The sequence below is a fragment of the Sulfitobacter sp. G5_S2_6_S6 genome (assembly GCF_054968505.1).
Map to the genome: position 1 here is coordinate 24,614 of NZ_JBQKUI010000006.1, position 21,977 is coordinate 46,590.

At 62.4% G+C, this 21,977-nt stretch carries 27 protein-coding genes; 17 read left to right on the top strand and 10 right to left on the bottom strand.

Features of this window, described 5'->3' with window-relative positions; all coding sequences use genetic code 11:
* Positions 1–47 precede the first annotated feature (47 nt).
* The 10 genes from phnC to tolA all read left to right on the top strand — a co-directional run bounded on the left by phnC (position 48) and on the right by tolA (position 6,857).
* A complete protein-coding gene (phnC, locus tag ACTRWK_RS11390) occupies positions 48–833 on the top strand; it encodes a phosphonate ABC transporter ATP-binding protein (protein ID WP_005852760.1) in 786 nt (261 codons plus the stop codon).
* Positions 830–1,624: a phosphonate ABC transporter, permease protein PhnE gene (gene phnE / locus ACTRWK_RS11395; protein WP_005852762.1), complete on the top strand. Its 795-nt coding sequence runs from the start codon at positions 830–832 to the stop codon at positions 1,622–1,624. Before phnC ends, phnE (ACTRWK_RS11395) begins: the two co-directional genes overlap by 4 nt.
* Positions 1,621–2,430, top strand: coding sequence for a phosphonate ABC transporter, permease protein PhnE (gene phnE, locus ACTRWK_RS11400; protein WP_289082127.1), 810 nt, complete (start codon positions 1,621–1,623; stop codon positions 2,428–2,430). The genes phnE (ACTRWK_RS11395) and phnE (ACTRWK_RS11400) overlap by 4 nt, the downstream gene beginning before the upstream one ends.
* A complete protein-coding gene (locus ACTRWK_RS11405) occupies positions 2,427–3,338 on the top strand; it encodes an HAD-IIA family hydrolase (protein ID WP_289082128.1) in 912 nt (303 codons plus the stop codon). The genes phnE (ACTRWK_RS11400) and ACTRWK_RS11405 overlap by 4 nt, the downstream gene beginning before the upstream one ends.
* Positions 3,339–3,453: 115 nt before the next feature.
* Complete coding sequence (locus ACTRWK_RS11410; protein WP_005852768.1) at positions 3,454–3,759, top strand: SH3 domain-containing protein; 306 nt, start codon at positions 3,454–3,456, stop codon at positions 3,757–3,759.
* Between the two features lie 225 nt (positions 3,760–3,984).
* On the top strand, positions 3,985–4,416 hold the full coding sequence (locus tag ACTRWK_RS11415) for a hypothetical protein (protein ID WP_289082129.1): 432 nt from the start codon (positions 3,985–3,987) through the stop codon (positions 4,414–4,416).
* Entirely contained in the window at positions 4,416–5,108 is a 693-nt protein-coding gene (locus ACTRWK_RS11420) for a MotA/TolQ/ExbB proton channel family protein (RefSeq protein ID WP_289082130.1), read from the top strand. The genes ACTRWK_RS11415 and ACTRWK_RS11420 overlap by 1 nt, the downstream gene beginning before the upstream one ends.
* A 28-nt stretch (positions 5,109–5,136) precedes the next feature.
* The gene (locus ACTRWK_RS11425) at positions 5,137–5,481 is read left to right on the top strand and encodes an ExbD/TolR family protein (RefSeq protein WP_289082131.1); all 345 of its coding nucleotides are present in this window, start codon (positions 5,137–5,139) and stop codon (positions 5,479–5,481) included.
* A 3-nt stretch (positions 5,482–5,484) separates the two neighbouring features.
* Positions 5,485–5,874 (top strand): ExbD/TolR family protein, encoded by a 390-nt coding sequence (locus ACTRWK_RS11430; protein ID WP_289082132.1) that lies wholly within the window; start codon positions 5,485–5,487, stop codon positions 5,872–5,874.
* The gene (tolA, locus tag ACTRWK_RS11435) at positions 5,871–6,857 is read left to right on the top strand and encodes a cell envelope integrity protein TolA (RefSeq protein ID WP_289082133.1); all 987 of its coding nucleotides are present in this window, start codon (positions 5,871–5,873) and stop codon (positions 6,855–6,857) included. Before ACTRWK_RS11430 ends, tolA begins: the two co-directional genes overlap by 4 nt.
* 60 nt (positions 6,858–6,917) lie before the next feature.
* Here the strand turns inward: tolA and ACTRWK_RS11440 are convergent, their stop codons facing one another.
* Entirely contained in the window at positions 6,918–7,118 is a 201-nt protein-coding gene (locus ACTRWK_RS11440; protein ID WP_289082134.1) for a hypothetical protein, read from the bottom strand.
* Between ACTRWK_RS11440 and ACTRWK_RS11445 the strand changes: the two genes are divergently transcribed.
* Positions 7,089–8,636: an MHYT domain-containing protein gene (locus ACTRWK_RS11445; RefSeq protein WP_289082135.1), complete on the top strand. Its 1,548-nt coding sequence runs from the start codon at positions 7,089–7,091 to the stop codon at positions 8,634–8,636. The genes ACTRWK_RS11440 and ACTRWK_RS11445 overlap by 30 nt on opposite strands.
* Before the next feature lie 74 nt (positions 8,637–8,710).
* On the opposite strand, the gene ACTRWK_RS11450 is transcribed toward ACTRWK_RS11445, so the two are convergent.
* From ACTRWK_RS11450 to ACTRWK_RS11460, 3 genes are read right to left on the bottom strand one after another with little or no spacing between them, the layout of a single operon-like run.
* Positions 8,711–9,502 carry an iron chelate uptake ABC transporter family permease subunit gene (locus tag ACTRWK_RS11450; RefSeq protein WP_180827530.1) on the bottom strand — a complete coding sequence of 264 codons (792 nt, stop codon included), beginning with the start codon at positions 9,500–9,502 and terminating at the stop codon, positions 8,711–8,713.
* A complete protein-coding gene (locus ACTRWK_RS11455) occupies positions 9,495–10,307 on the bottom strand; it encodes a metal ABC transporter ATP-binding protein (protein ID WP_289082136.1) in 813 nt (270 codons plus the stop codon). Before ACTRWK_RS11455 ends, ACTRWK_RS11450 begins: the two co-directional genes overlap by 8 nt.
* Positions 10,304–10,786, bottom strand: coding sequence for a Fur family transcriptional regulator (locus ACTRWK_RS11460; protein WP_005852777.1), 483 nt, complete (start codon positions 10,784–10,786; stop codon positions 10,304–10,306). Before ACTRWK_RS11460 ends, ACTRWK_RS11455 begins: the two co-directional genes overlap by 4 nt.
* 88 nt (positions 10,787–10,874) lie before the next feature.
* Here ACTRWK_RS11460 and ACTRWK_RS11465 point away from each other — a divergent pair, with 88 nt between their 5' ends.
* Positions 10,875–12,098 carry a zinc ABC transporter substrate-binding protein gene (locus ACTRWK_RS11465; protein ID WP_462843930.1) on the top strand — a complete coding sequence of 408 codons (1,224 nt, stop codon included), beginning with the start codon at positions 10,875–10,877 and terminating at the stop codon, positions 12,096–12,098.
* A gap of 15 nt (positions 12,099–12,113) precedes the next feature.
* Here ACTRWK_RS11465 and ACTRWK_RS11470 read toward each other — a convergent pair whose 3' ends face one another.
* The 3 genes from ACTRWK_RS11470 to ACTRWK_RS11480 all read right to left on the bottom strand — a co-directional run bounded on the left by ACTRWK_RS11470 (position 12,114) and on the right by ACTRWK_RS11480 (position 15,647).
* Entirely contained in the window at positions 12,114–13,166 is a 1,053-nt protein-coding gene (locus ACTRWK_RS11470; protein WP_462843931.1) for a permease, read from the bottom strand.
* Complete coding sequence (locus ACTRWK_RS11475; RefSeq protein ID WP_005852780.1) at positions 13,163–13,477, bottom strand: ArsR/SmtB family transcription factor; 315 nt, start codon at positions 13,475–13,477, stop codon at positions 13,163–13,165. The genes ACTRWK_RS11470 and ACTRWK_RS11475 overlap by 4 nt, the downstream gene beginning before the upstream one ends.
* A 139-nt stretch (positions 13,478–13,616) precedes the next feature.
* Positions 13,617–15,647, bottom strand: coding sequence for a PhoX family protein (locus tag ACTRWK_RS11480; protein WP_462843932.1), 2,031 nt, complete (start codon positions 15,645–15,647; stop codon positions 13,617–13,619).
* Positions 15,648–16,014: 367 nt separating this feature from the next.
* On the opposite strand from ACTRWK_RS11480, the gene ACTRWK_RS11485 reads away from it, so the two are divergent.
* The 5 genes from ACTRWK_RS11485 (at position 16,015) to ACTRWK_RS11505 (ending at position 19,491) form a co-directional block, all read left to right on the top strand.
* On the top strand, positions 16,015–16,674 hold the full coding sequence (locus ACTRWK_RS11485) for an ATP-dependent Clp protease proteolytic subunit (protein WP_009826714.1): 660 nt from the start codon (positions 16,015–16,017) through the stop codon (positions 16,672–16,674).
* Between the two features lie 134 nt (positions 16,675–16,808).
* Positions 16,809–18,074 carry an ATP-dependent Clp protease ATP-binding subunit ClpX gene (gene clpX / locus ACTRWK_RS11490; protein ID WP_005852783.1) on the top strand — a complete coding sequence of 422 codons (1,266 nt, stop codon included), beginning with the start codon at positions 16,809–16,811 and terminating at the stop codon, positions 18,072–18,074.
* 145 nt (positions 18,075–18,219) lie between these two features.
* Positions 18,220–18,579, top strand: coding sequence for a RidA family protein (locus ACTRWK_RS11495; RefSeq protein ID WP_132996780.1), 360 nt, complete (start codon positions 18,220–18,222; stop codon positions 18,577–18,579).
* Positions 18,580–18,662: 83 nt separating this feature from the next.
* Positions 18,663–19,046 carry an NADH:ubiquinone oxidoreductase subunit NDUFA12 gene (locus ACTRWK_RS11500; protein WP_289081752.1) on the top strand — a complete coding sequence of 128 codons (384 nt, stop codon included), beginning with the start codon at positions 18,663–18,665 and terminating at the stop codon, positions 19,044–19,046.
* 91 nt (positions 19,047–19,137) lie between these two features.
* Positions 19,138–19,491, top strand: a complete 354-nt coding sequence (locus ACTRWK_RS11505; protein WP_005852788.1) for a DUF2155 domain-containing protein — start codon at positions 19,138–19,140, stop codon at positions 19,489–19,491.
* Here ACTRWK_RS11505 and aat read toward each other — a convergent pair.
* Genes aat through accB form a run of 3 tightly spaced genes read right to left on the bottom strand, consistent with a single transcriptional unit; the run spans position 19,455 to position 21,946 of the window.
* Positions 19,455–20,090 carry a leucyl/phenylalanyl-tRNA--protein transferase gene (gene aat, locus ACTRWK_RS11510; RefSeq protein ID WP_289081753.1) on the bottom strand — a complete coding sequence of 212 codons (636 nt, stop codon included), beginning with the start codon at positions 20,088–20,090 and terminating at the stop codon, positions 19,455–19,457. The two genes, ACTRWK_RS11505 and aat, sit on opposite strands and share 37 nt — an antisense overlap.
* The gene (gene accC / locus ACTRWK_RS11515) at positions 20,083–21,435 is read right to left on the bottom strand and encodes an acetyl-CoA carboxylase biotin carboxylase subunit (RefSeq protein ID WP_037962751.1); all 1,353 of its coding nucleotides are present in this window, start codon (positions 21,433–21,435) and stop codon (positions 20,083–20,085) included. Before accC ends, aat begins: the two co-directional genes overlap by 8 nt.
* A 10-nt stretch (positions 21,436–21,445) precedes the next feature.
* Positions 21,446–21,946 (bottom strand): acetyl-CoA carboxylase biotin carboxyl carrier protein, encoded by a 501-nt coding sequence (accB, locus tag ACTRWK_RS11520; RefSeq protein WP_009826719.1) that lies wholly within the window; start codon positions 21,944–21,946, stop codon positions 21,446–21,448.
* Positions 21,947–21,977: the final 31 nt, after the last annotated feature.

A 21,977-nucleotide genomic window follows, 5' to 3' on the forward strand; every position in this document is an offset into this window, starting at 1 on the left:
GTCGAGGCCGGTCCCAATGGGCCGGCCTCACGCATAAGGTATCCTACATGTTGAAAATTACTGACCTCGTCAAACGCTACGGCTCTGGCGATCCGGTCCTCAAGAATCTTGACCTGACCATCGAGGGCGAAAGCGTCGTGTCGATCATCGGGTCTTCCGGTGCGGGCAAAAGCACGTTGCTGCGGTGTATCAACCGTTTGGTTGAACCCACCTCCGGCACGATCGAGCTGAACGGCACCGATCTGACCCGCCTGCGGGGCAAGAACCTGCGGGCCGCACGGCGCAAGATCGGGATGGTGTTTCAGGGGTTCAACCTCGTGGATCGTCTCACCGTGATGGAGAACGTCCAGTCGGGCCGTCTGGGGTATATTTCAACATGGTCCGCCATCACACGGCGCTATCCCAAGCAAGACATCCGCCGCGCTTACGAGTTGATGGAACGGGTCGGCATCGCCCATTACGCCGACACCCGCGCCGACCAGCTGTCGGGCGGTGAACGTCAGCGTGTCGGCGTGGTCCGCGCCCTGATGCAGGAGCCCGATATCCTGCTGGCGGACGAACCCACCGCATCGCTTGACCCCAAGACATCGGAACAGATCATGGGCCTGCTGCGCGACCTGTCGCGCGAGCTCAAGCTGCCGGTGCTGATCAACATCCACAATGTGAACGAGGCCAAGGAATACACCGACCGCATCGTCGGCATGCGCTATGGCCGGATCATCTTTGACGACAAGCCCGACATGCTGGACCCCGCCGCGATGGAGGCGATCTATGCGGGCAGCCCCCATGCCGACCGCAGCGGCGGTCCGGATGACAAGGCAGCCGCATCATGACCGCGCCGCGCGACACTTGGGTCAAGCCGCCCTTCATCGCCAATCCGGCGCTCCGCTGGGCCGTGTATCTGGGGGCCATCGCCTATTTCGGCTGGGTCGGGCTGACCATGCCCATCGACTGGGATCGCGTCGCCGAAGGTATCGGCCGCGCAGGCAAGATCTTTGGCGGGGCCTTTCCCCCGAGCTTTGAACGCAGCGGTCTGCTGATCGACGGGTTTCTCGAAAGCCTCAAGATCGCGGTGCTGGCCACGGCGCTTGGCGTACTGCTGTCGATCCCCATCGCCTTTATGTCCGCGCGCAATGTGGCCCCCAAGCCGGTGTTCTATCTGGGCCGCGCCCTTATCATCATCGCACGCAGCTTCCATCCGGTCATTGTCGCGATCCTCTTCGTCAAGGCCGTTGGCTTCGGGCCGTTCGCCGGAGTGCTGACCCTGACCGTCTATTCCATCGGCTTTGTCGCCAAGATGCTGGCCGAGCGGATCGAGGAGATCGACTTTGGGCAGGTCGAGGCTATGCGCGCCGCCGGTGCGCCGTATTTCTCGACGCTGTCCTACGCGATCTTCCCTCAGATCATGCCGCGCCAGATCGGTCTGACCATCTACCAGCTTGATTCCAACCTGCGGGCCTCTGCCGTGGTGGGGATCGTGGGGGCAGGGGGCATCGGTGCGACGCTCGCCAATGCCTTCGGCCGCTATGACTATGATTTTGCCCTTGCCATCACCATCGTCATCGTCGGGGTAATCCTTTTCTCCGAGGCCGTCAGCGGCGTCATCCGAAAGCGTATCCAATGACCTCACTTTCTACGCAATTCGGGCGCGACGACTGGTCCCGCTTTACGTTCAAGCAACGTATGACGCGCTATGCGATCTTTCTGGGTTGTGCACTTGCCATCGCCTGGGCGCTCACCTCGATAGAGGTGATCTGGCCGTGGGTCTGGGGTGCCCCTGAACAGATCGCCGATCTGTTTGGCCGGATGTATCCGCCGGACCCTAGTAATCTGGAGACCATCCTCAAGGTGCTGTGGGACACGGTGAACATCGCGACATTCGCCACCACCTTTGCGGTGCTGCTGTCGCTGCCGGTCGCCTATATCTCGGCGCAGAACACCACACCCAACCGTGTGACCCTATGGCTGGGGCGGCTGATTCTTGTGACCTCGCGGTCGGTGAACACGATCATCTGGGCGCTGCTGTTTGTGGCGATCTTCGGGCCCGGTGTTGTGGCCGGTATCGTGGCGATCATGTTCCGCTCTATCGGGTTCATCGGTAAACTGCTGGGCGAGGCCATCGAGGAGATCGACACACGCCCCGTCGAAGCGCTTGAGGCGACGGGCGCGTCGCGCTTCAAGGTGATCTTCTATGCGATCGTGCCGCAGGTCATGCCGACCTTCTGGGCGGTGGCCATTCTGCGGTGGGATATCAACCTGCGCGAATCCACCGTGCTGGGTCTGGTGGGCGCTGGCGGCATCGGGATCATCCTGCAAGGTGCCATCGACACGTTCAACTGGCCCGAGGTGGCGACCATCCTGCTGGCGATCATCGCGCTTGTGGTGGTGGGGGAAGTCATCTCTGCCTATCTGCGCCGCCGTATCCTGTGACCCAGAGCATCGGCGTCGACCCGCAAAGCGCCTTTGCGCGCTATCTGCAAATCGCCGACCGTCTGCCGCGCACCGCGGCGGGCGGTCTGGCGGAAACCGGCATGTTCACCGACATCGCGGCGCGCTTCGATCTGATCCTGTTTGACGCCTATGGCGTGCTGAACGTCGGCGAAACCGCGATCCCCGGTGCGACCGATACCATCGCGGCGCTGCGCGCGGCGGGCAAGGCGGTTGGCGTGGTGTCAAACTCCGCTGCCTATCCCAAGGCGCATATGATGGCGCGCTACGCCCGTCTGGGGTTCGATTTTTCGGCCTCCGAGGTGACCACCAGCCGCGAGGCGCTGACCGCGCATATCGCGGGGCTGCCGCCGTGCCGATGGGGCGTGATGATCAACCCCGCCGTCGATCTGGGGGAACTGGCGACGCTGAACACGACTGTGCTGGGGGATGACGCCGAAAGCTACGATGCGCAGGACGGGTTCTTGCTGGTGGGCGCAGACGGCTGGACCGACCGTCGGCAGACATTGCTGGAGGCGTCGCTGAAACGCGCGCCCCGTCCGGTGCTGGTGGGCAACCCCGATCTGGTGGCACCGCGTGAAACGGGCCTCTCGCGGGAACCGGGCTGGTTTGCGCACCGGCTGGCCGATCGCACTGGTGTGATGCCTGTGTTTCTGGGCAAGCCGTTCGGGCAGGTCTTTGACATCGCCCTCGGCCGGTTCAATCGCGCCCTGCGTCCCGAACGGGTGCTGATGGTCGGCGATACGCTGCATACCGATATTCTGGGCGGCGCGCAGGCGGGCTTTGCCACGGCGCTGGTCACGGGCTATGGCGCGCTCACGGGGCTGGATGTGACGGATGCCATCGCGCAGGCCGGTCTGTCGCCCGATTTCATCGTCCCCAACATCTGACGCCCGCGCATCGGCGGATCGGCGGATGATGACCCCTTGGGCGATATCACGGTTTATTTTGTGGCCCCCACAGGCTACCACCGGACCCGAGGCTATCAGAACAAGGGCAAGAAAAATGCGCAAAGCAGTGACCGCCGCCATATCGGCAATCGTGATCGCGACCACCTTGGGGGCCACCCCCGCCACCGCAGGATCGCTGGGCCGTTTCGAGGTAACGGGCGTGGGTGAGGATGACATGCTCAAGATGCGGGCAGGGCCGGGGACGGGGTTCATCGTGCTGCTTGGTCTGCCCAACGGCACCATTTTGCAGGTGCACGACTGTCAGCAAACCGGCGGCACGCGCTGGTGCGACGTCTCGCTTGATCAGGCCCGCCGCGTGCGCGGTCACGTGTCCTGGGCCTATCTGCGCAAGCTTCGGTAACGCGGGCGGCGCAGGGGCTACCTTTGCGGTTTATCGCCGGCGCGTGCATTCCTGAATAGTTGATTGTTAAAGTCAGGATTGCGCCTTGTCGTGATCTTTGCTAGGCACGGCGCAATCGCGCTGTGCCAAAAGGGCTGTTTGCCCGCTGCGCCGCGCCAGAGCCAAAGGTGCCAATAGCGCCTTAGCCAAAAATCTTATCGTCATTTCCCACGGTCAGGAGGTCCCATGTCCCGTTTCCGTACCGCTATTCTGTCGCTGCCCCTTGTGATCGTAGCCCCGCTGGTCGCCGCGCAAGAGACCGATATCAAGGATCAAATCTCGGTCGAGTTGAACGCGGCAGAGACCACCGAAGATGCCTGCAAGCTGACCTTCATGATCACCAATGGCTTGGAGACGCCGGTCGACAAGATCATCTACGAGGCGGTGCTGTTTGACACCGAAGGGCAGGTGGACCGGCTGACGCTGTTTGATTTCGGCACCCTGCCACCGGCCCGCCCGCGCGTGCGCCAGTTCGTCGTGCCGCAAACCACCTGCGAAGGGCTGGGCCGCATCCTGTTCAACGGGGCCAACGCCTGCGAAACGGGCGGCAGCGCCAGCGGCGTCTGTGACACCGGCCTGCTGCCTACATCACGCACGTCAATCGAGGTTCTGGGCTGATGGATATGTTCTCTGCACTGATCGCGTCGTTCCACCAGATCGCCGAGACCGGCGGGCCGGTTGTTGTTGTCCTGATGGGCGTCGCCGTGCTGACGCTGGCAGTGGCGATCTATAAGGTCTGGCAGTTCTGGCGCTCTGCCGTGGGGCGGCACAAGGCGCTGACCGAAGCGGTAGAGGCATGGGACCGTGGCGACAGACCCGTCGCCCGCGAAGCTTTGGGCCGGTCGAAAAGCTACCTCGCCCCCGTGATCAAGATGGCGATGGTGTCGAACGGCAAGGGCAACGGCGCAGGCGTAGAGCGTTTGCAAGCCGAGGCAGAGACGCGTTTTGCCAAGCTCGAAACCGGTTTCCGCCTGCTCGATTCCGTGGCGCAGCTGGCCCCCTTGTTGGGCCTGTTCGGTACGGTTCTGGGCATGATCGAGGCTTTCCGGTCGCTGCAAGCCGCCGGATCGCAGGTGGATCCGTCGATCCTTGCGGGTGGTATCTGGGTGGCGCTGCTGACCACGGCTGTCGGTCTGGTGGTGGCGATGCCCACGGCACTGATCCTCAGCTGGCTGGAACAGCGGATGGAGGCAGAGCGGGTGATCGCGGATAAGGCGATCCTGACGGTGCTGAACCCGTCCAACGACATCGCGGCCCCTGCCGCCGCGGCGTCAGCGCCGACACCTGAAATGGTCGCCGCACATGGCTAGGCCGCGCACGCGCAGACGGCGGCTGTCGATGACCTCCTTGATTGATGTCATCTTTCTGCTGCTGCTGTTCTTTATGCTGACCTCGACCTTCTCGAAGTTCTCCGAGGTGCCGCTGGCCGCTGCCGGTTCGGGCGCGGTCGCGCAGGCCAGCGATGCCAAGCCGGTGTTCTTGCAGCTTGGCCCCGATACCCTGCGTCTGAATGGCGACGAAATCGCATTGGACGCGCTGGCCGGATCATCCTTGGCCGAGGCCGAGACAGGCACCGTGCTGCTGGTCTCGCTCGGGGCGGATGTGGATGCGCAGCGGTTGACGGATGTGCTGGTCAAACTGCGCGAGATGCCTGCCTTGCAGGTGTCGGTATTGGGGGGCTGACAGATGCGCCGATTTGCCAAATCCAAACCGCAGCGTGAACCGACCATCGCGTTGATCAATATCGTCTTTCTGATGCTCGTCTTCTTCATGGTCGCGGGCACGCTGGCGCAGCCGCTGGACCCCGATCTGAAACTGGTCGAGACCCGCGCGCTTGAGGGTCAGGCCCCGCCGGACGCTTTGGTGATCTACCCCGACGGGCGGTTGACCTACCAAGGCGCGGAGCAGGTGGATGCTGCGTCCTATGTCGCCAGCCTGTCTGACGAAGACCGCGAGATCATACGCCTTGTGCCGGATCGCGCCTTGCCGGCCGAGACGCTGGTCACGCTGACCCGCGACTTGCGCGCGGCGGGGGCGCAGAAGGTGATGCTCGTCACGCAAAGGGCACTGCAATGATATCGCATTCTCCTACAGCCAAAGGGGTCTCCTTCGCCTTGGCGGTCGGGATCGTCGCGGGGGCGGTCACCATAGGGCTGCCGCAAGAAGAGATCGCCATCGAAGGGGGCGGTGCGCCGGTCGAGGCGATGATGGGCAGCAGTTTCGAGGATATGGCCGTGGGCACGCTCACGCCGGAACCGGCAGAACCGGCAGAGACGCCCGTGGCCGAGGCTCCTACCGCCGCAGAACCCCTGCGCCCCACCACAGCAGAGCAAACGCCGCCCGAGCAGGCCGAGCCCGTGACCCCGCCTGAACAGGCGCAGCCCGTGACCCCGCCCGATGTGGCAGCGGTGACGCCTGCGGCCCCCGCAGCACCCGCCGCCTTGGCACCCACACCGCTGGCCGTACCCCCCTCCGAGAGCGCGCAAGTCGCGCCGCCGCCTGAAACCCTGCAGGCGCAAGACCCCGACAGCGACGCCCCCGTCCTGTCGCGCCGACCCATGCGCAAGAACCCTGAAACCGCTGCCAAAATCGCTGAGGCCCGCGCCAAGCAAGAGCAGGCGGAGCGTGAACGCCGTCAGGCAGAGCAGCAAGCCGCCAAGAAGAAAGCAACGCAGCAAGCCGCCGCACGTGGCAATGCGCAGCGCAATGCGACCAAAGGGTCTTCGTCGGGTCAAAGCGCATCGGCCAAATCCACGAGCACCGGCAAACGCCAAGCCGCCGCATCGGCGCAAGGCAATGCCGCCGCCAGCAACTACCCCGGTCAGGTCATGCGCCGCATCTCGCGGGCGGGCAAGCCGCGGGTCCGGACCACGGGCACCGCGACGATCTCTTTTGCCATCGCCAGCAATGGCGGGTTGGCTTCTGTGTCAGTCGCACGGGGGTCCGGCTCTGCCGCGCTGGACCGGGCGGCGGTATCGGTGATCCGCAAGGCCGCCCCTTTCCCGCGTCCCCCCGCTGGCGCGCGGCGGCAGTATTCTATCAAGATCAAAGGGCAATAGGCGGGGCGTTCAGCCCCCTACGCCTTGCTTGCAGTGCAGTCGTCGCGGCGGCATCAGCCCTTATATACTGGCCATTTCCGCCGGATTGGCACCCTGCAAGCTGTTGTTTCCCATGGTAAAAAAGACCGGTAATTTTTCTTGGTTACCACCAGTATAACGTAAACACGCCTCAAATCTGCCGTTTTCTCCGCCGATTAACTGTCCGGTAATCAACAGGTAGAGTGCGCCGACATGTTCAAAGTAGCCCATACGATCCATCATGATCACGACCTTGGTCTCGTGCTTCTGGCCGGGCTGCTTTGCGCCTTTGGCTGCTGGGTGGTGTCGCGTTTGTATCAGCACGCCTTGGGGCGACCGCGCAGGCAGGCGCTGATCTGGTACTTCCTCACGGCGATCACGGCGGGCGTTGCGGTCTGGTGTACGCATTTTATCGCAATCCTCGCGTATCAGCCTTCGGCACCGGTAACGTTTAACTTGCAACTGACCTTTGTCTCGCTGTTGATCGCGATTGCAGGGTCGACCGTGGGCATCATGGTGGCGGGCATGTTCCGGTCGCTCGCGAGCACGATCATCGGCGGCACGATCTTTGGCGTTGCGGTATCGGCGATGCATTACACCGGCATGGTGGCCTACCGCGTCGAAGGTGTGGTGACCTGGGACCGTGGCTACCTCATCGGGTCTGTTATTCTGGCGGTGGTCCTGTCGACTGCCGCGCTGTATCTGGGCAGCCGCAGCGCACGGTGGAGCGGGTTGCAAATGACGGGCGTCCTGACGCTCGCCATCATCGGGCTGCATTTCACCGGCATGGCCGCGTTCAGCGTGGACTGCATCGGGCTGAAACCCGGCTATACCAACCCCGAAGAATACAAGCTGCTGGCACTGGTGATCGCGGGCACGGCGACGACAATCACCCTTGGCGGCCTGTTCACCTATTTCATCGAAAACCGGACCCGCATGGAAAGCATCGAGGAGTTGCGCAAGGCCCGCGACGCTGCCGAAGGGGCGAGCCGCGCGAAATCCGAATTCATGAGCGTTCTCAGCCACGAATTGCGCACGCCGCTGACGATTGTGATCGGCTATGCGGGCTTCCTGACCAAGCTCAAGACCACGACCACGGCCAAACTGTCGCCGGGTGAGCCGATCACCGAAAAACACTATAATATCATCGGGGATCAGGCAGAGCTTTACGGCCAGCGCGTCAAATTCGCGGGCAACCACCTGCTGACGATCATCAACGATATTCTCGACTATACCAGCATCGAGCTGAACGACATCAAACTGGCCAAGACGACATTCCCCACACGGGCGCTGCTGGCGCAGGTCGAGGACCAGTTTCAGGGCATGGCGCAGGGCAAGGATGTGACCCTTCATATCCCCGACGGCAGCCTTGACGTGATCGCCGACCGTGGCCGCTGCTTGCAGATCCTGATCAATCTGGTGGGCAATGCGCTCAAGTTTTCCAAGGGCAAGGATATCTTCCTGAGGGCCGAAGTGGACGGTGGCGGCTTCCGCTTCGAGGTCGAAGACAATGGTGTCGGGATGCAGCAGAAAGATCTGGAATCGATCTTCCAGGCCTTCACCCAGATCGAAAGCGCCGACAACCGGTCAGAAGGCGGTACAGGGCTCGGGCTGGCGATCTGTAAGAAACTGGCGCTGGCGCATGGGGGCGATATCTCGGTCTCCAGCACGGTGGGCAAGGGCACCAAATTCTCGGTCTTCTTCCCGCATAGTCTGGTGAGCACCGGGCACCCGTCGCAGTCTTTCGCGGCAGCCGCCTGACCGAATAGGGCCACCCCCGAAACAGCAAGGGCCGCAGCGTGATGCTGCGGCCCTTGCTGTGTGCAGATCCGCGCCTAGCGTTTCAGCAACGGGGCTACGCCAGAGGACAACATGAACAGCACCGCCGCCACGCTGACGATGCTGGGCCCCGTCGGCGTGTCGAGCGTGAAGGACGCGGCCAGACCGCCCAAGGCGGCGATCATCCCGATGATACAGGCCGCCATGGCCATGACTTCGGGCGTGCGGGCAAAGGGGCGGGCGGCGGCGGCGGGGATGATCAGCATCGCCGCGATCAGCAGCGCGCCGACCACCTTGATCGCGACCGCGACCGTCACTGCCAGCGCCAGCGTCAATATCAGCTGTTCACGGCGCGGATTGACCCCGCTGGCCGTCGCCAGATCGGGGTTCAGCGTGGACGACAGCAATGCCTGCCAGCGCCAGACCAGCAGCGCGATCGACAGGACGGCCCCGCTCCAGATGATCGCAAGGTCGGTCTTGGTCACGGCCAGGATCTCTCCGAACAGATAGGCGCTGAGGTCGACACGCTGGTTCGGCAGCAGCGACACCGCCACAAGGCCGATGGCCAAGGCCCCGTGGGCCAGCACCCCCAGCAGCGTATCCGTGCCAAGGCTGCGCCCGTTCAGCGCCGTCACGATCAGCGCCATCGACAGGGCCACCAACAGCACCCCCGCGAAAATCGGCAGCTCGAACGCCAAGGCCAGCGCGACCCCCAGCAACGCCGCGTGCGAGGTTGCATCGCCGAAATAGGCCATGCGCCGCCAGACGACGAAACAGCCCAAAGGCGCGGCTGCAAAGGCCACACCGATACCGGCAAGCCCGGCACGTATCAAAAAGTCATCAAGCATCTTGGTCCCCATGGGCGTGGTTGCAGCCGGCACCATGGGTATGGCCCTGCGCATGGTCGTGGGTGTGGTCGTGCATGTGGCTATGATCATGTGCATGATCATGCGAATGCGAATGTTCGTGCCGGTAAAGCGCCAGTGCCCCTTGGGTGCCGGTGCCGAACAACGCGCGGTATTCCGGCGCATCGGCGACAATCTCGGGGGTGCCTTCGCAGCAGACATGACCGTTCAGGCATAGCACCCGATCCGAAGCCGCCATCACCACATGCAGATCATGGCTGACCATCAAGACGGCGCAGCCCATGTCGCGGCGGACCTCTTCGATCTGGCGGTAAAACGCGGCAGAGCCGGGTTGATCCAGCCCCTGCGTCGCCTCGTCGAGGATCAGGATATGGGGTTTGTTCAGCAGGGCGCGTGCCAGCAATACGCGCTGGAACTGGCCACCCGACAAGTCGGTCATCTGCTTTTTCGCCAGATCCGTGACCCCCGCCTGTAGCAGCGCCTGCGCGATGGTCTCGCGGGGCTGGCGGCGGGGCAGGTTCAAAAAGCCATGCACCGTCAGCGGTAGCGTCGCGTCGATTTGCAGCTTTTGCGGGACATAGCCGATGCGCAGGTCCGCAGCACGGGTGATCGTCCCCGACGCGGGTTTCAGCGCGCCGATCAACGCCCGCAGCAAGCTCGACTTGCCCGACCCGTTGGGGCCGACGATGGTCACGATCTCGCCGCGCTCTACGGCGATATCAACGTCGCGCAGCACCGTTTGCCCGCCAATGCGCAGGGTCAGGTTCCGGGTGGCGATCAGGCTCATGCGGTGGCTCCGTCCTGACAGGAGGGGCAGAGGCCCTGCGCCTCGATCACCGTGCGTTCAATCTGGAACCCCGCCGCGCGGGCCGCATCGCCCAAACGCCCTTGGGTCAGCGTCGTGTCGCTTTCGGCAACCGATTGGCAACTGCGGCAGATCAGGAAGGCCGGCGTGTGATCGGCACCGACGTGGCTGCAGGCGATATAGGCGTTCAATGCCTCGATCCGGTGGGCAAGCCCCGCCTTCACCAGAAAGTCCAGCGCGCGATAGGCGACGGGCGGCTGCGCCCCGAGCCCTTCGGCAGAGAGATGCCCCAGAATATCATAGGCCCCCAAGGCGCGGTGTTCGGCCAGCAGCAGTTCCAGCACGCGGCGACGTATCGGTGTCAGCCGAAGGTCCGAGGCCGCGCAACGCGCCTCTGCGGCGGCCATCGCGTCGTCGACGCAGGCCCCGTGATCATGCGTTTCAAATCCAATGGTCGACATATTTCGCCTCCGTAGCAGGGTTCGGTGTTGATATGTTATAACGTGTGATCTATCAAGGTTATAGTATAACATTAATAGGAGCCCGCCAATGCGCCGCCTGCTTTGCACAACCCTTCTTTTCTCTGCCGGTCTGGCACATGCAGAGGTGCCCCGTGTCGCCACCGATATCGCGCCGGTACATTCGTTGGTTTCTATGGTCATGCAGGGTGCAGGCAGCCCCGATCTGATCATCCCGCCCGGCGCGTCGCCCCACAGCTATGCCATGCGCCCCAGCGAGGCGCGCGCGGTGGCCAAGGCCGATCTGGTGGTCTGGGTCGGCCCGTCGCTGGCTCCGTGGCTTGAAGAGCCGATGAGCAGTCTGGCGCAGGGGGCCGAACGTCTGACCTTGCAAGACGTAGAGGGTATCCGCCTGCTGACCAACCGCAGCGGCGTTGCGTTCGAAGCCCATGATCACGGAGATCATGAAGGTCACGATGATCACGACGGTCATGACGACTACGCGGACCACGCGGAGCACGAGGATCACGAAGGGCACGACCATTCAGCTCATGAGGGGCATGGCGACCACGAGGATCACGAGGGTCACGAGGGTCACGACCACGACGCGCATGAAGACCACGAGGATCACGGGGATCATGAAGGGCACGACCATGCCAAGCATGACGATCACGGCGACCACGAAGGCCATGATCACGACGACCACAAAGGTCACGATGACCACGCAGATCATGACGACCACGACCATGACGCACATGAAGAGGCAGACGCTCACGAAGGGCACAATCATGCACCCGGCGCGCTGGACCCGCATATCTGGCTGGATCCGCAAAACGCAATGGTCTGGTTGGATGCCATCGCTGCAAGATTATCCGCGCAAGACCCTGAAAACGCAGAGCTTTACGCAGATAACGCTGCGCAGGCCCAAGCGCAGCTGGTAGATCTTCAAGCCGATATTCAGGCCGAGCTGACGCCGCTTCGGGGGCAGAAGTTTGTCGTCTTCCACGACGCTTATCACTATTTCGAAGCCCGCTTTGATGTCGAGGCAAGCGCTGCGATCTCGCTGAGCGATGGGGCTGCCCCCAGTGCCGCGCGTCTGGCCGAGGTACGCGATGTGGTAAAGGACACGCAGGCCGCCTGCGTCTTTACCGAGCCCCAGTTCAACGCCGGTCTGGTCGAGGCGCTGCAAGACGGCACGGCGCTGAAATCCGCCTCGCTTGATCCGATTGGTGCCGCGCTTGAGCCGGGGGTGGACATGTACCCTGCTTTGCTGCGCGATCTGGCCGCAGCCTTTAGCAGCTGTCTGGCAGAATAAGCCCTGCTTTGGGCGTCACAGCGACGCCCAAAGTTGAAACAGCAGCCCCGAGGCAAATGACCCTGTCAGTGCGATCCCGATATACAGCGCGAAGACAGGGCGTTTGACCAAGGCCCAGACGGCGATGGCCGCGGGCAGGGAGGTCACCCCGCCCGCGACCAGAAACGACAGACCCGCACCGGGGGCCATGCCCTGTCCGATCAGCCCGCCCACCAGCGGCAGCGCGGCATAGCCGTTCAGATAGGCCGGCACCCCCACCAAGGTCGCAATCCCGATCGGGGCCAGACCGCTGCCGCCAAGGGCGCGGGTCACCGTCTCTGCGGGAATCCACGCCAGCATGAGGCTTTCCAGCAGGAACGCCAGCGTCAGCCATTTGGTCAGGAAGATCGTGGTCTTGGCGGCCTCGCGCAGGAATTTGGCGGATCGCGTCTTGTCGTGCCAGAAGGCCCAAACCACAGGGTGCGATGTGCGGACCTTCGACGCGCCGCAGCCGCCATTGCCCACGCCGTCGCGCAGCGGGTCGGTCAAGCCACCCGCGCGGGACAGCAGATGCACAATGATCCCGCCAAATACCCCGAGCCCGACGGCCGCGATGGTCTTGGCCACCGCGAACTCCACCCCCAGAACGCCAGTGGTCAGCACGAACATCGACGGATCCATGACGGGCGACGCCAGCCAGAAGGCCATGACGGCGGACAGGGGCACCCCCATCGCCAGCAGCGCCGCGATCAAGGGGATCACCCCGCATGAACAAAAGGGCGAGACCCCGCCGGCGAGTGCCGCGATGGCGATCATCACGGCGGGTGATCCGGTAAAGGCCCGCGCGATCAGCCCGTCGGCCCCCGTGGCACCCGCGTAGGCGGCAACCGCAATGGACAGGATCAGAAACGGTGCGACATCCAGCAGGTTGGTCGCGGTAAATTGCGCGCTGGTCACGGCAAGCGGCGCATCGAGCGCTGCGACAGCGGCCAGCACCGCGATACAGACCAGCCACACGCGTTCTCGCGTCCAGATGTGATGGGCCAGCGACCTGAGCGGGCTGCGCGCGGGGTGGGGCAGGTCGGTCATGCGGCGGTCTCCTTCAAAAGTGAAACACCGGTGCAGCATTCCGAGGTGAGAAATGAAAGCGTCGCCCGCATCACGTCGAAATCGACGCGGTTGACGATGTTGCGCCCGTCGCGGCGCTGGATGATCAACCCCGCATCGACCAATGCCCCAAGGTGATGGGCAAGGGTGGAGGGGGCCGCATTGAGATGGGCACCGATCTCCCCCACGGTCAGCGCGTCTTCACCGGCGCGGACAAGCAGGCGAAAGATCGCGAGGCGGGTATCATGGCCAAGGGCGGCGAGGGCGCGGGCAGTTGTTTGATGTTCTGTCATAGCATCAGACAAAACTATAAAACTAGTTTTGTAAAGATGATTCGCATTTGCCGGCGCGACAAAGAAATTGCGCCCAAGGGGGGGAACCCTTGGGCGCAGAGATTTTGAAATGAATTTGGTTGGAATAGGGTCGGGGGCGTCAGACGGCGATCTTGCCGCCGCCCTGTTTGGTGACCACAACCACCGCAGGGCGCGGGGGCATCTTGGGATCGAAATCGGGCCAGCGGGTGGCGGGATCTTCAAAGGTGCTTTCACGCTCGAACCCGGGGATGTTCTTGGTCCCGTCCGTGCCGGGGTGCTGCACGGCGACAAACAGCGTCTCGCCGTCGTCGGTAAAGTAGGGGCCGCACATCTCTCCGCCGACGGGGCAGCGGAAGAACAGCTTGGACGTGCCGCGCGCCTCGCCTTCGGTTTCGACCGCATAGAGCCCGTCCGACTTGCCCGTCTTGGCCCAGTTGCTGCCCTGATCCGTGCTGACCCACAGGCGGCCATCGGCGTCGATGGCGCAGTTGTCGGGGCTGCCGAACCACCCGTTTTCGGAGGTTTCGGGGTTCCATTGCGCGCCCACGTCCGACACCGACGGATCGCCGCATTTCACAAGGATCGACCAGCGCCCCTGCGTCGCCGCGTGGTTGCCGCCGTCTTCCTTGATCTCGATGATGTGGCCAAAGCTGCTGTCGGCACGCGGGTTGGCGGCGTTCACCTCATCCTCTGTGCGTTTTGTGTTGTTTGTCAGCATGATATAGGCCGTGCCGTCACCACGGGGCTGCGCGTCTTCGGGGCGGTCCATCGGGGTCGCGCCCAGCAGATCGGCCGCGATCCGCGTGTCGATCATCACGTCACCTTGGTCATTGAAACCGTTTTCAGCCGTCAGCGGGCCGGTGCCGTGGGTCAGGGGCAGCCAAGCCACCGTGCCGTCCTCGTCAAAGCGCGCGACATAAAGCGTGCCGTCGCTCAGCAGTTTGGCATTGGCCGCCCGGTCGTCCGAGACCTTGCCCCCCGAGACGTATTTATACTGGTAATCAAAACGGTTGTCGTCGCCCATATAGATCACCAGACGCCCGTCACTGCTGACCGTGGTTTCCGCACCTTCGTGGCGGAAGCGGCCCAAAGCGGTGTGTTTGACGGGGGTAGAGGTCGGGTCCATCGGGTCCACCTCGACCACCCAGCCGAATTTATTGGGGGCGAGGGGTTCTTTATCGATGTTGAAACGGTCGTATTGCGCGCCCCAGGCGTACCACATGCCCGGCACGCCATAGCGTTTGTAGGACGCGGCTTCGGGGTGGTCATCGGCGATCACGGGTTTGCCGTCCGCGTCCAGCTGGTCGCTCCAGAAATAGCCGTGGAAGTTCTCCTCGGCCATGAGCCACGTCCCCCAAGGGGTCAGCCCGCCGGCGCAGTTGTTCAGCGTGCCGATCACATTCACCCCGTCGGGGTCGTCGTTGGTCTTCATCCGCGCATGGCCCGCGGCGGGGCCGTCGATGGTCATCGCGGTGTCCAGCGGGGTGATGCGGCGGTTCATCTTGCCGTCGCGCACCACCTGCCAGACCCCGGCGTCGTCCTTGGCGATCTCGACCACCGAACCACCGTGGGCGGCCATTTCAATGTCGATCAGCGCGGGCGTCATGCCGGAAAACTGCGCGCGGTCCTGACGGCCAAGACCGGGGAACATCACCTCTTCGTTGGTGTATTCGTGGTTCACACAAAGCAACCCGCGGCTGCCATCGTCATTCAGCGGGACAAAACCCACGTAGTCATTGTTATAGCCGAACTGCTTGAGCTGCGCTGCCGCGGTCTGGTTCATCACGTCGAATTCGGGCGCGTCGGCGGTGATCGGATCGCCCCACCGCAGCAGCACATTGGCGTCATAGCCGTCGGCCACATGGTGGGTTTCGTCATTGCCCCATGCCAGTTCGTCAAAGACATAGCGGCTGTCTGCGGTGGCGGCACTTGCCTGACGCGGCGCGACCATTGCCGAGGTGCCGAACAATGCGGTTGTCGCCGTGACCCCCAGCATGCCGCGCAAGATGTCGCGGCGTCCGTAGCGCGCGTTGATCACATCGCCGATGGTGCGCTGCAGATTGGGGTTGGTGGGGATGTCGTCGAAGGCTTCGAAAGCTTCGGCCTTGTTGCCGATTTCGGGATCATCGAGGATTTGGCGACGTGTCATGGCTATTCCTTTATTGTGTCGGGCAGTGCGTCTGGCATTGCGTTTGGCGAGGTGACTCGCGGTTGCGCCTTATGTCGTCGCGATGTGCTACAAACGTGTTCCGCTTTCATGACAGTTCTGTGACAGGGCGCGCGGCGGTGGGCCGTACTGCGCGCCACCCTAGCGCAGGAACGGGCGGGATGTGGGCGAAAAACGGCTGCCGGTATCCGCGGCACAGATCAGCGGGGCAGGGCGGTGGCGCGCGGCCAAATCCAAAGCCAAGGGGATGATCGGTCCTGCCCCCCTTGAACCCCCTAGGTGGCGCGATTAATCTTAAGCCAAGGTTTCGCGGGTATGGTCCGGCGAACGGCAATATCAGGCAGGCTTTATGAACGATCCACATGATACATATATGAACACGCTGGTCCCTATGGTGGTTGAACAAACCAGCCGGGGCGAACGTGCGTACGACATCTTCTCGCGTCTACTGAAAGAGCGGATCATTTTCCTTAACGGGCCTGTGCATGACGGCATGTCATCGCTGATCGTGGCGCAGCTTCTGCACCTCGAGGCAGAGAACCCCTCCAAGGAAATTTCCATGTATATCAACAGCCCCGGCGGCGTTGTGACCTCTGGCCTGTCGATCTACGACACCATGCAGTACATCAAACCGAAGGTGTCCACGCTGGTCATCGGGCAGGCGGCATCCATGGGGTCGCTGTTGCTGCAAGCGGGCGAAAAAGGCATGCGATTCTCGCTGCCCAACAGCCGCGTTATGGTCCACCAGCCCTCCGGCGGGTATCAGGGTCAGGCGACGGACATCATGATTCACGCGCAGGAAACGCAAAAGCTGAAAACGCGCCTGAACGAGATCTATGTCAAGCACACCGGCCAGCCGCTGGAAAAAGTCGAAGCAGCGCTTGAGCGTGACAACTTCATGTCGCCCGAAGAAGCCAAAGACTGGGGCCTGATCGACGAGATCGTCGAGAACCGCGGCAAGATGGATGATCCTGATGCGCCAAAAGATGGCGACAAAAAAGGCAAGTAAATAAGGCGTGCGTGGCCCGTTATTTTGCGATTGTGGACCACGCACCGCTGGCCTAAGCTGGCACCGAGCAAAAAAATATATAGATGGCTGCCCTATGGCGGACACGATCAAACGACAGACCTGAAAGGGTTGAAATGGCTAATACTTCGAGCGGCGACAGCAAGAACACACTTTATTGCAGCTTTTGTGGCAAAAGTCAGCATGAGGTGCGCAAGCTGATTGCAGGTCCGACTGTCTTCATTTGTGACGAATGTGTCGAACTTTGCATGGATATCATCCGCGAGGAAACCAAAGCCTCGGGGCTGAAAGCCACCGATGGTGTGCCGACCCCGAAAGACATCTGTGATGTTCTGGACGATTACGTGATCGGGCAGGCGATGGCCAAACGGGTGCTGTCGGTTGCCGTGCACAACCACTATAAACGTCTGAACCACGCCCAAAAGGGTGGGGACATCGAGCTGGCGAAATCCAACATCCTGCTGATCGGGCCCACGGGTTGCGGTAAGACGCTGCTGGCGCAAACGCTGGCGCGTATTCTGGATGTGCCCTTTACCATGGCCGATGCGACGACACTGACCGAAGCGGGCTATGTCGGGGAAGATGTTGAAAACATTATCCTCAAGCTATTGCAGGCGTCTGAATACAATGTCGAGCGTGCACAGCGCGGCATCGTCTATATCGACGAAGTTGATAAAATCACGCGCAAATCCGAAAACCCCAGCATCACTCGTGATGTGAGCGGTGAAGGCGTGCAGCAAGCCTTGCTGAAACTGATGGAAGGCACCGTGGCCTCTGTCCCGCCGCAGGGCGGGCGCAAGCATCCGCAGCAGGAATTCCTGCAGGTGGATACCACGAACATCCTGTTCATCTGCGGCGGCGCTTTCGCCGGTCTGGACCGGATCATTGCCGCGCGCGGTAAAGGGTCGGCCATGGGCTTTGGTGCCGATGTGCGCGATCAGGATGCCCGCGGCATTGGCGAGATTTTCACCGACCTCGAACCGGAAGATCTGCTGAAATTCGGCTTGATCCCTGAATTTGTGGGCCGTCTGCCGGTTCTGGCGACGCTCGAGGATCTGGACGAGGACGCGCTGGTCACCATCCTGACCGAACCGAAAAACGCGTTGGTCAAACAGTACCAGCGCTTGTTCGAGATCGAGGATACGCAGCTGACCTTTACCGATGACGCGCTGTTGGCGATCGCGAAACGCGCCATCGAACGCAAAACCGGTGCCCGTGGTCTGCGCTCCATCCTCGAAGACATCTTGCTGAACACGATGTTCGATCTGCCCGGCATGGACAGCGTCACCGAGGTGGTCGTGAACGAAGAGGCGGTGACCTCTGACGCGGCACCGCTGATGATCCACGCCGACGCCGAGAAAGAGCCTGCAACCGCCGGCTAGGCATCGCATGCATGTTATCTGATCAAGGCGCGCCAGCGATGGTGCGCCTTTTTCGTATCTGGCAGGGGGCCGCCGCTTTGTCGCTTGACCTTCGCAAGGGCAGGCGCTTTGACAGGGGGCAGGCATGACAGACAAGAGGCGCATCATGACAAGACGTATTTTTTCCGGCGGTGAATTCGAAGCCAAGATCGGCTACTGCCGCGCCGTTGTGGCGGGGGGCTTTGTCCATGTGGCGGGCACCGTCGGGCAGGGCGATACCGTGACCGACCAGTGCCGCGCCGCCCTTGCGACCATCGAAGGGGCCCTGCGCGAGGCAGGCTGCACCATGTCGGATGTGGTGCGCGTGAACTATTATCTACCCGACCGCGCAGAGTTCGAACCCTGCTGGCCGATCCTGTCAGAGGTCTTTGGTGACGCGCCGCCCGCCGCGACAATGATCGAATGCGGGCTGATCGACGACAAATACCGCATCGAAATCGAAGTCACCGCCTGCCTACCCGGCTGAAAACCGCGGCTATGTGCCCCGAAGCCCGCTAGACCTTTGCGCGGCCTTGGTGCATATATCCATCAAAGCTTCAGGAGACCTCTATGGGCATTCTCAACTCTCTTTTGCGCGGCGTGACGTGGTGGAACGGCCAGACGCTGAACACGCAACTGTTCACGTGGCGCAAGGGCATCAAGGTCGGCGAAGACGCCGAGGGCAATGTGTACTACCGCAACGCGGACAGCAGCAAACGCTGGGTGATCTTCAACGGCGAGATCGAGGCGACGCGCGTCAACGCGGATTGGCACGGCTGGCTGCACCATTCGTGGGATGAAACCCCCGAGGCGCGTCCGCTGGCGCATAAGACCTGGGAAAAGCCCCACCAAGAGAACCTGACCGGCACCACCTTGGCCTATGCGCCCGCAGGATCGATCCGCCGCGAAAAGCCTGCGGACCGCGGTGACTATGAGGCGTGGCAGCCCGAATAAACGCCACGCGCGCGCCCCGTGATCGGGCGCGCGCTGCTGCGGCGGCCCGGCTGTGCTGGCAACGCCCTTTGACGTTCAAGGAACCCATGTGATGCGCAAGATATTGATGATGCTCGCCATAATGGCCGCACCGGTGCAGGCACAGCAGGTGGCCAGCGCTGAAGGCGGAGTTTTGCGCGCGCTCGACAAGGTATCGGGTGTGTCGCGTGACGTTGAAATGCGCCGCGGCGAAACCGCGCGCGTGGGCAATCTGAATGTGACGATGAACGAATGTCGCTATCCGTCGGGCAACCCTGCGGGCGACGCCTATGCCGAGCTCGAGATCGTCGAGACGGGCGACGAGAACCGGCTTTTTGCAGGCTGGATGATCGCCTCTGCCCCCGCGCTGTCGGCGCTGGAGCATCCGCGCTATGACATCTGGGTCATCCGCTGCACTACGTCCTGAGCGCTGGCCGCAGCGGGCGCTGTGAAATCTGCCGTTTTCATCAACGCCATCTCTAGCCGTGCGTGATAGGCCGCGCGGGTGATCTCTTGCGCGCCAAGGGACGCCAGATGCGGGGTCAGGAACTGCGTGTCAAACAAGGTGAACCCGCCGCGGTTCAACCGGTCCACCAGACAGGCCAGCGCGATCTTGGACGCGTTGTCGCGCCTTGAAAACATGCTTTCTCCAAAGAACGCACGCCCCAGCGTGACGCCATAGACCCCGCCCACCAGCATGTCATCCTCCCAGACCTCAAGGGCGTGAGCATGACCAAGCCTATGTAGCTGGGCATAAAGGCTGAAAATCTCGGCGTTGATCCAGGTGTCGGCGCGGTCGGCGCAGCCGGTGACAACCTCGTTGAACGCGGTGTTGGTGGTGATGGTAAATCGCGTGCGCCGCATCGCGCGCGCCAGTGACCGCGAGATATGGAACCCGTCGAGGGGAAAGACGCCCCGACGCCGCGGATCGACCCAGAAAATCTCTGGGTCGTCGCGGTGTTCGGCCATGGGGAAAATCCCGATGGAATAGCCGTGTAATAACAGCTCGGGCGTGAGGTCAGGCATTGCCCAGGTTGGTTTCAAGCCAATGCTCTAGCCAGTGGATGTTGTAATCCCCTGTCAGCACGTCCTGTTCGTCCAGCAGCGCATGGAACAGCGGCACCGTGGTGTCGACCCCATCCACGATCAGCTCGCCCAAGGCGCGACGCAGACGCGCCAGCGCTTCGGGGCGGTCGCGCCCGTGGACGATCAGCTTGCCGATCAGGCTGTCGTAATAGGGCGGGATCTTATAGCCGTCATACAGCGCACTATCCATCCGCACACCAAGCCCACCTGGGGCGTGATACTGCGTGATCTTGCCCGGGCAGGGCGAGAAGTTCGGCAGTTTTTCGGCGTTGATCCGGACCTCGATCGCGTGGCCGTTGATCTGCAGGTCTTCTTGGGTAAAGGACATGTCCATACCGGCAGCGACACGGATCTGTTCACGCACCAGATCGACCCCGAAGATGCCTTCGGTCACAGGGTGTTCCACCTGCAAACGCGTGTTCATCTCGATGAAGTAGAATTCGCCGTTTTCATAAAGGAATTCGATCGTTCCGGCACCGATGTAGTTGATGTTGGCCATCGCATCGGCACAGACTTTACCGATCCGCGCGCGTTCTTCGGCGGTGATCGACGGGCCGGGGGCCTCTTCGAAAACTTTCTGGTGACGGCGTTGCAGCGAACAGTCACGCTCGCCCAGGTGGACAGCACGGCCCTTGCCGTCGCCAAAGACCTGAATCTCGATGTGGCGCGGTGTGGTCAGGTATTTCTCGATATAGACTTCGTCATTGCCGAAGTTCGATTTACCCTCGGCGCGGGCGGTCATGAAGGCACGTTCCATTTCAGCGGCGGATTGCGCCACTTTCATGCCCTTGCCACCGCCACCGGCGGTCGCCTTGATGATCACCGGATAGCCGATTTCCTCGCCGATACGCTTGGCGTCGGCCAATGTGGGCACGCCGCCGTCAGAACCGGGAACGCAGGGCACGCCAAGCTCTTTCATGGTGTCCTTGGCGGTGATCTTGTCGCCCATGATGCGGATGTGTTCCGCTGTGGGGCCGATAAAGGTCAGGTCGTGGTCTTCGACGATCTGCACAAAGCCCGCGTTTTCCGACAAGAAACCGTATCCGGGGTGGATCGCTTCGGCGCCGGTGATCTCGCAGGCGGCGATGATCGACGGGATCGACAGATAGGATTGCTGCGAGGAGGGCGGGCCGATGCAGACAGATTCGTCTGCCATGCGCACATGCATCGCATCGCTGTCAGCCGTCGAATGGACGGCGACAGACCCGATGCCCATCTCGCGGGCCGCACGGATCACGCGCAACGCGATCTCGCCGCGGTTTGCGACTAGGATTTTTTTGAACATGGGTTTCGCCTTATTCCAGGATCACCAAAGGCGCGCCGAATTCAACGGCGGCGCCGTCTTCTACCAGGATCCGCTTGACCGTGCCGGAGCGTGGCGCAGGAATGTGGTTCATGGTTTTCATCGCTTCGACGATCAACAGCGTGTCGCCTTCGGAAACGCTTGTCCCGACAGAGATAAACGCGGGCGCGCCGGGTTCGGCTTGCATATAGACGGTGCCCACCATCGGAGAGACGACTGCGCCGGGGTGATCCGCCGGGTCGCTGTTGTCTGCGGCAGGGGCTGCTGCCGCTGCTGGGGCCGCGGGGGCGGGGGCTGCATATTGTGCAGGGGCCGACTGCGCCTGTTGCGGCGCGACGATTTGTTGTGGGGGTTTACGGCTGACGCGCACATTCAGGCTGTCATCCTCGGCGTAATCCCGCTTGACCTGCAATTCGGTCAGATCGTTTTCATTCAGCAACTCGGCGAGCGCCTGGATAAAAGCCACATCGGCGTCATGGGTGTTTTTTGTCATATTTTCCTCAGCCAGTCTAAGTCGATCGGGC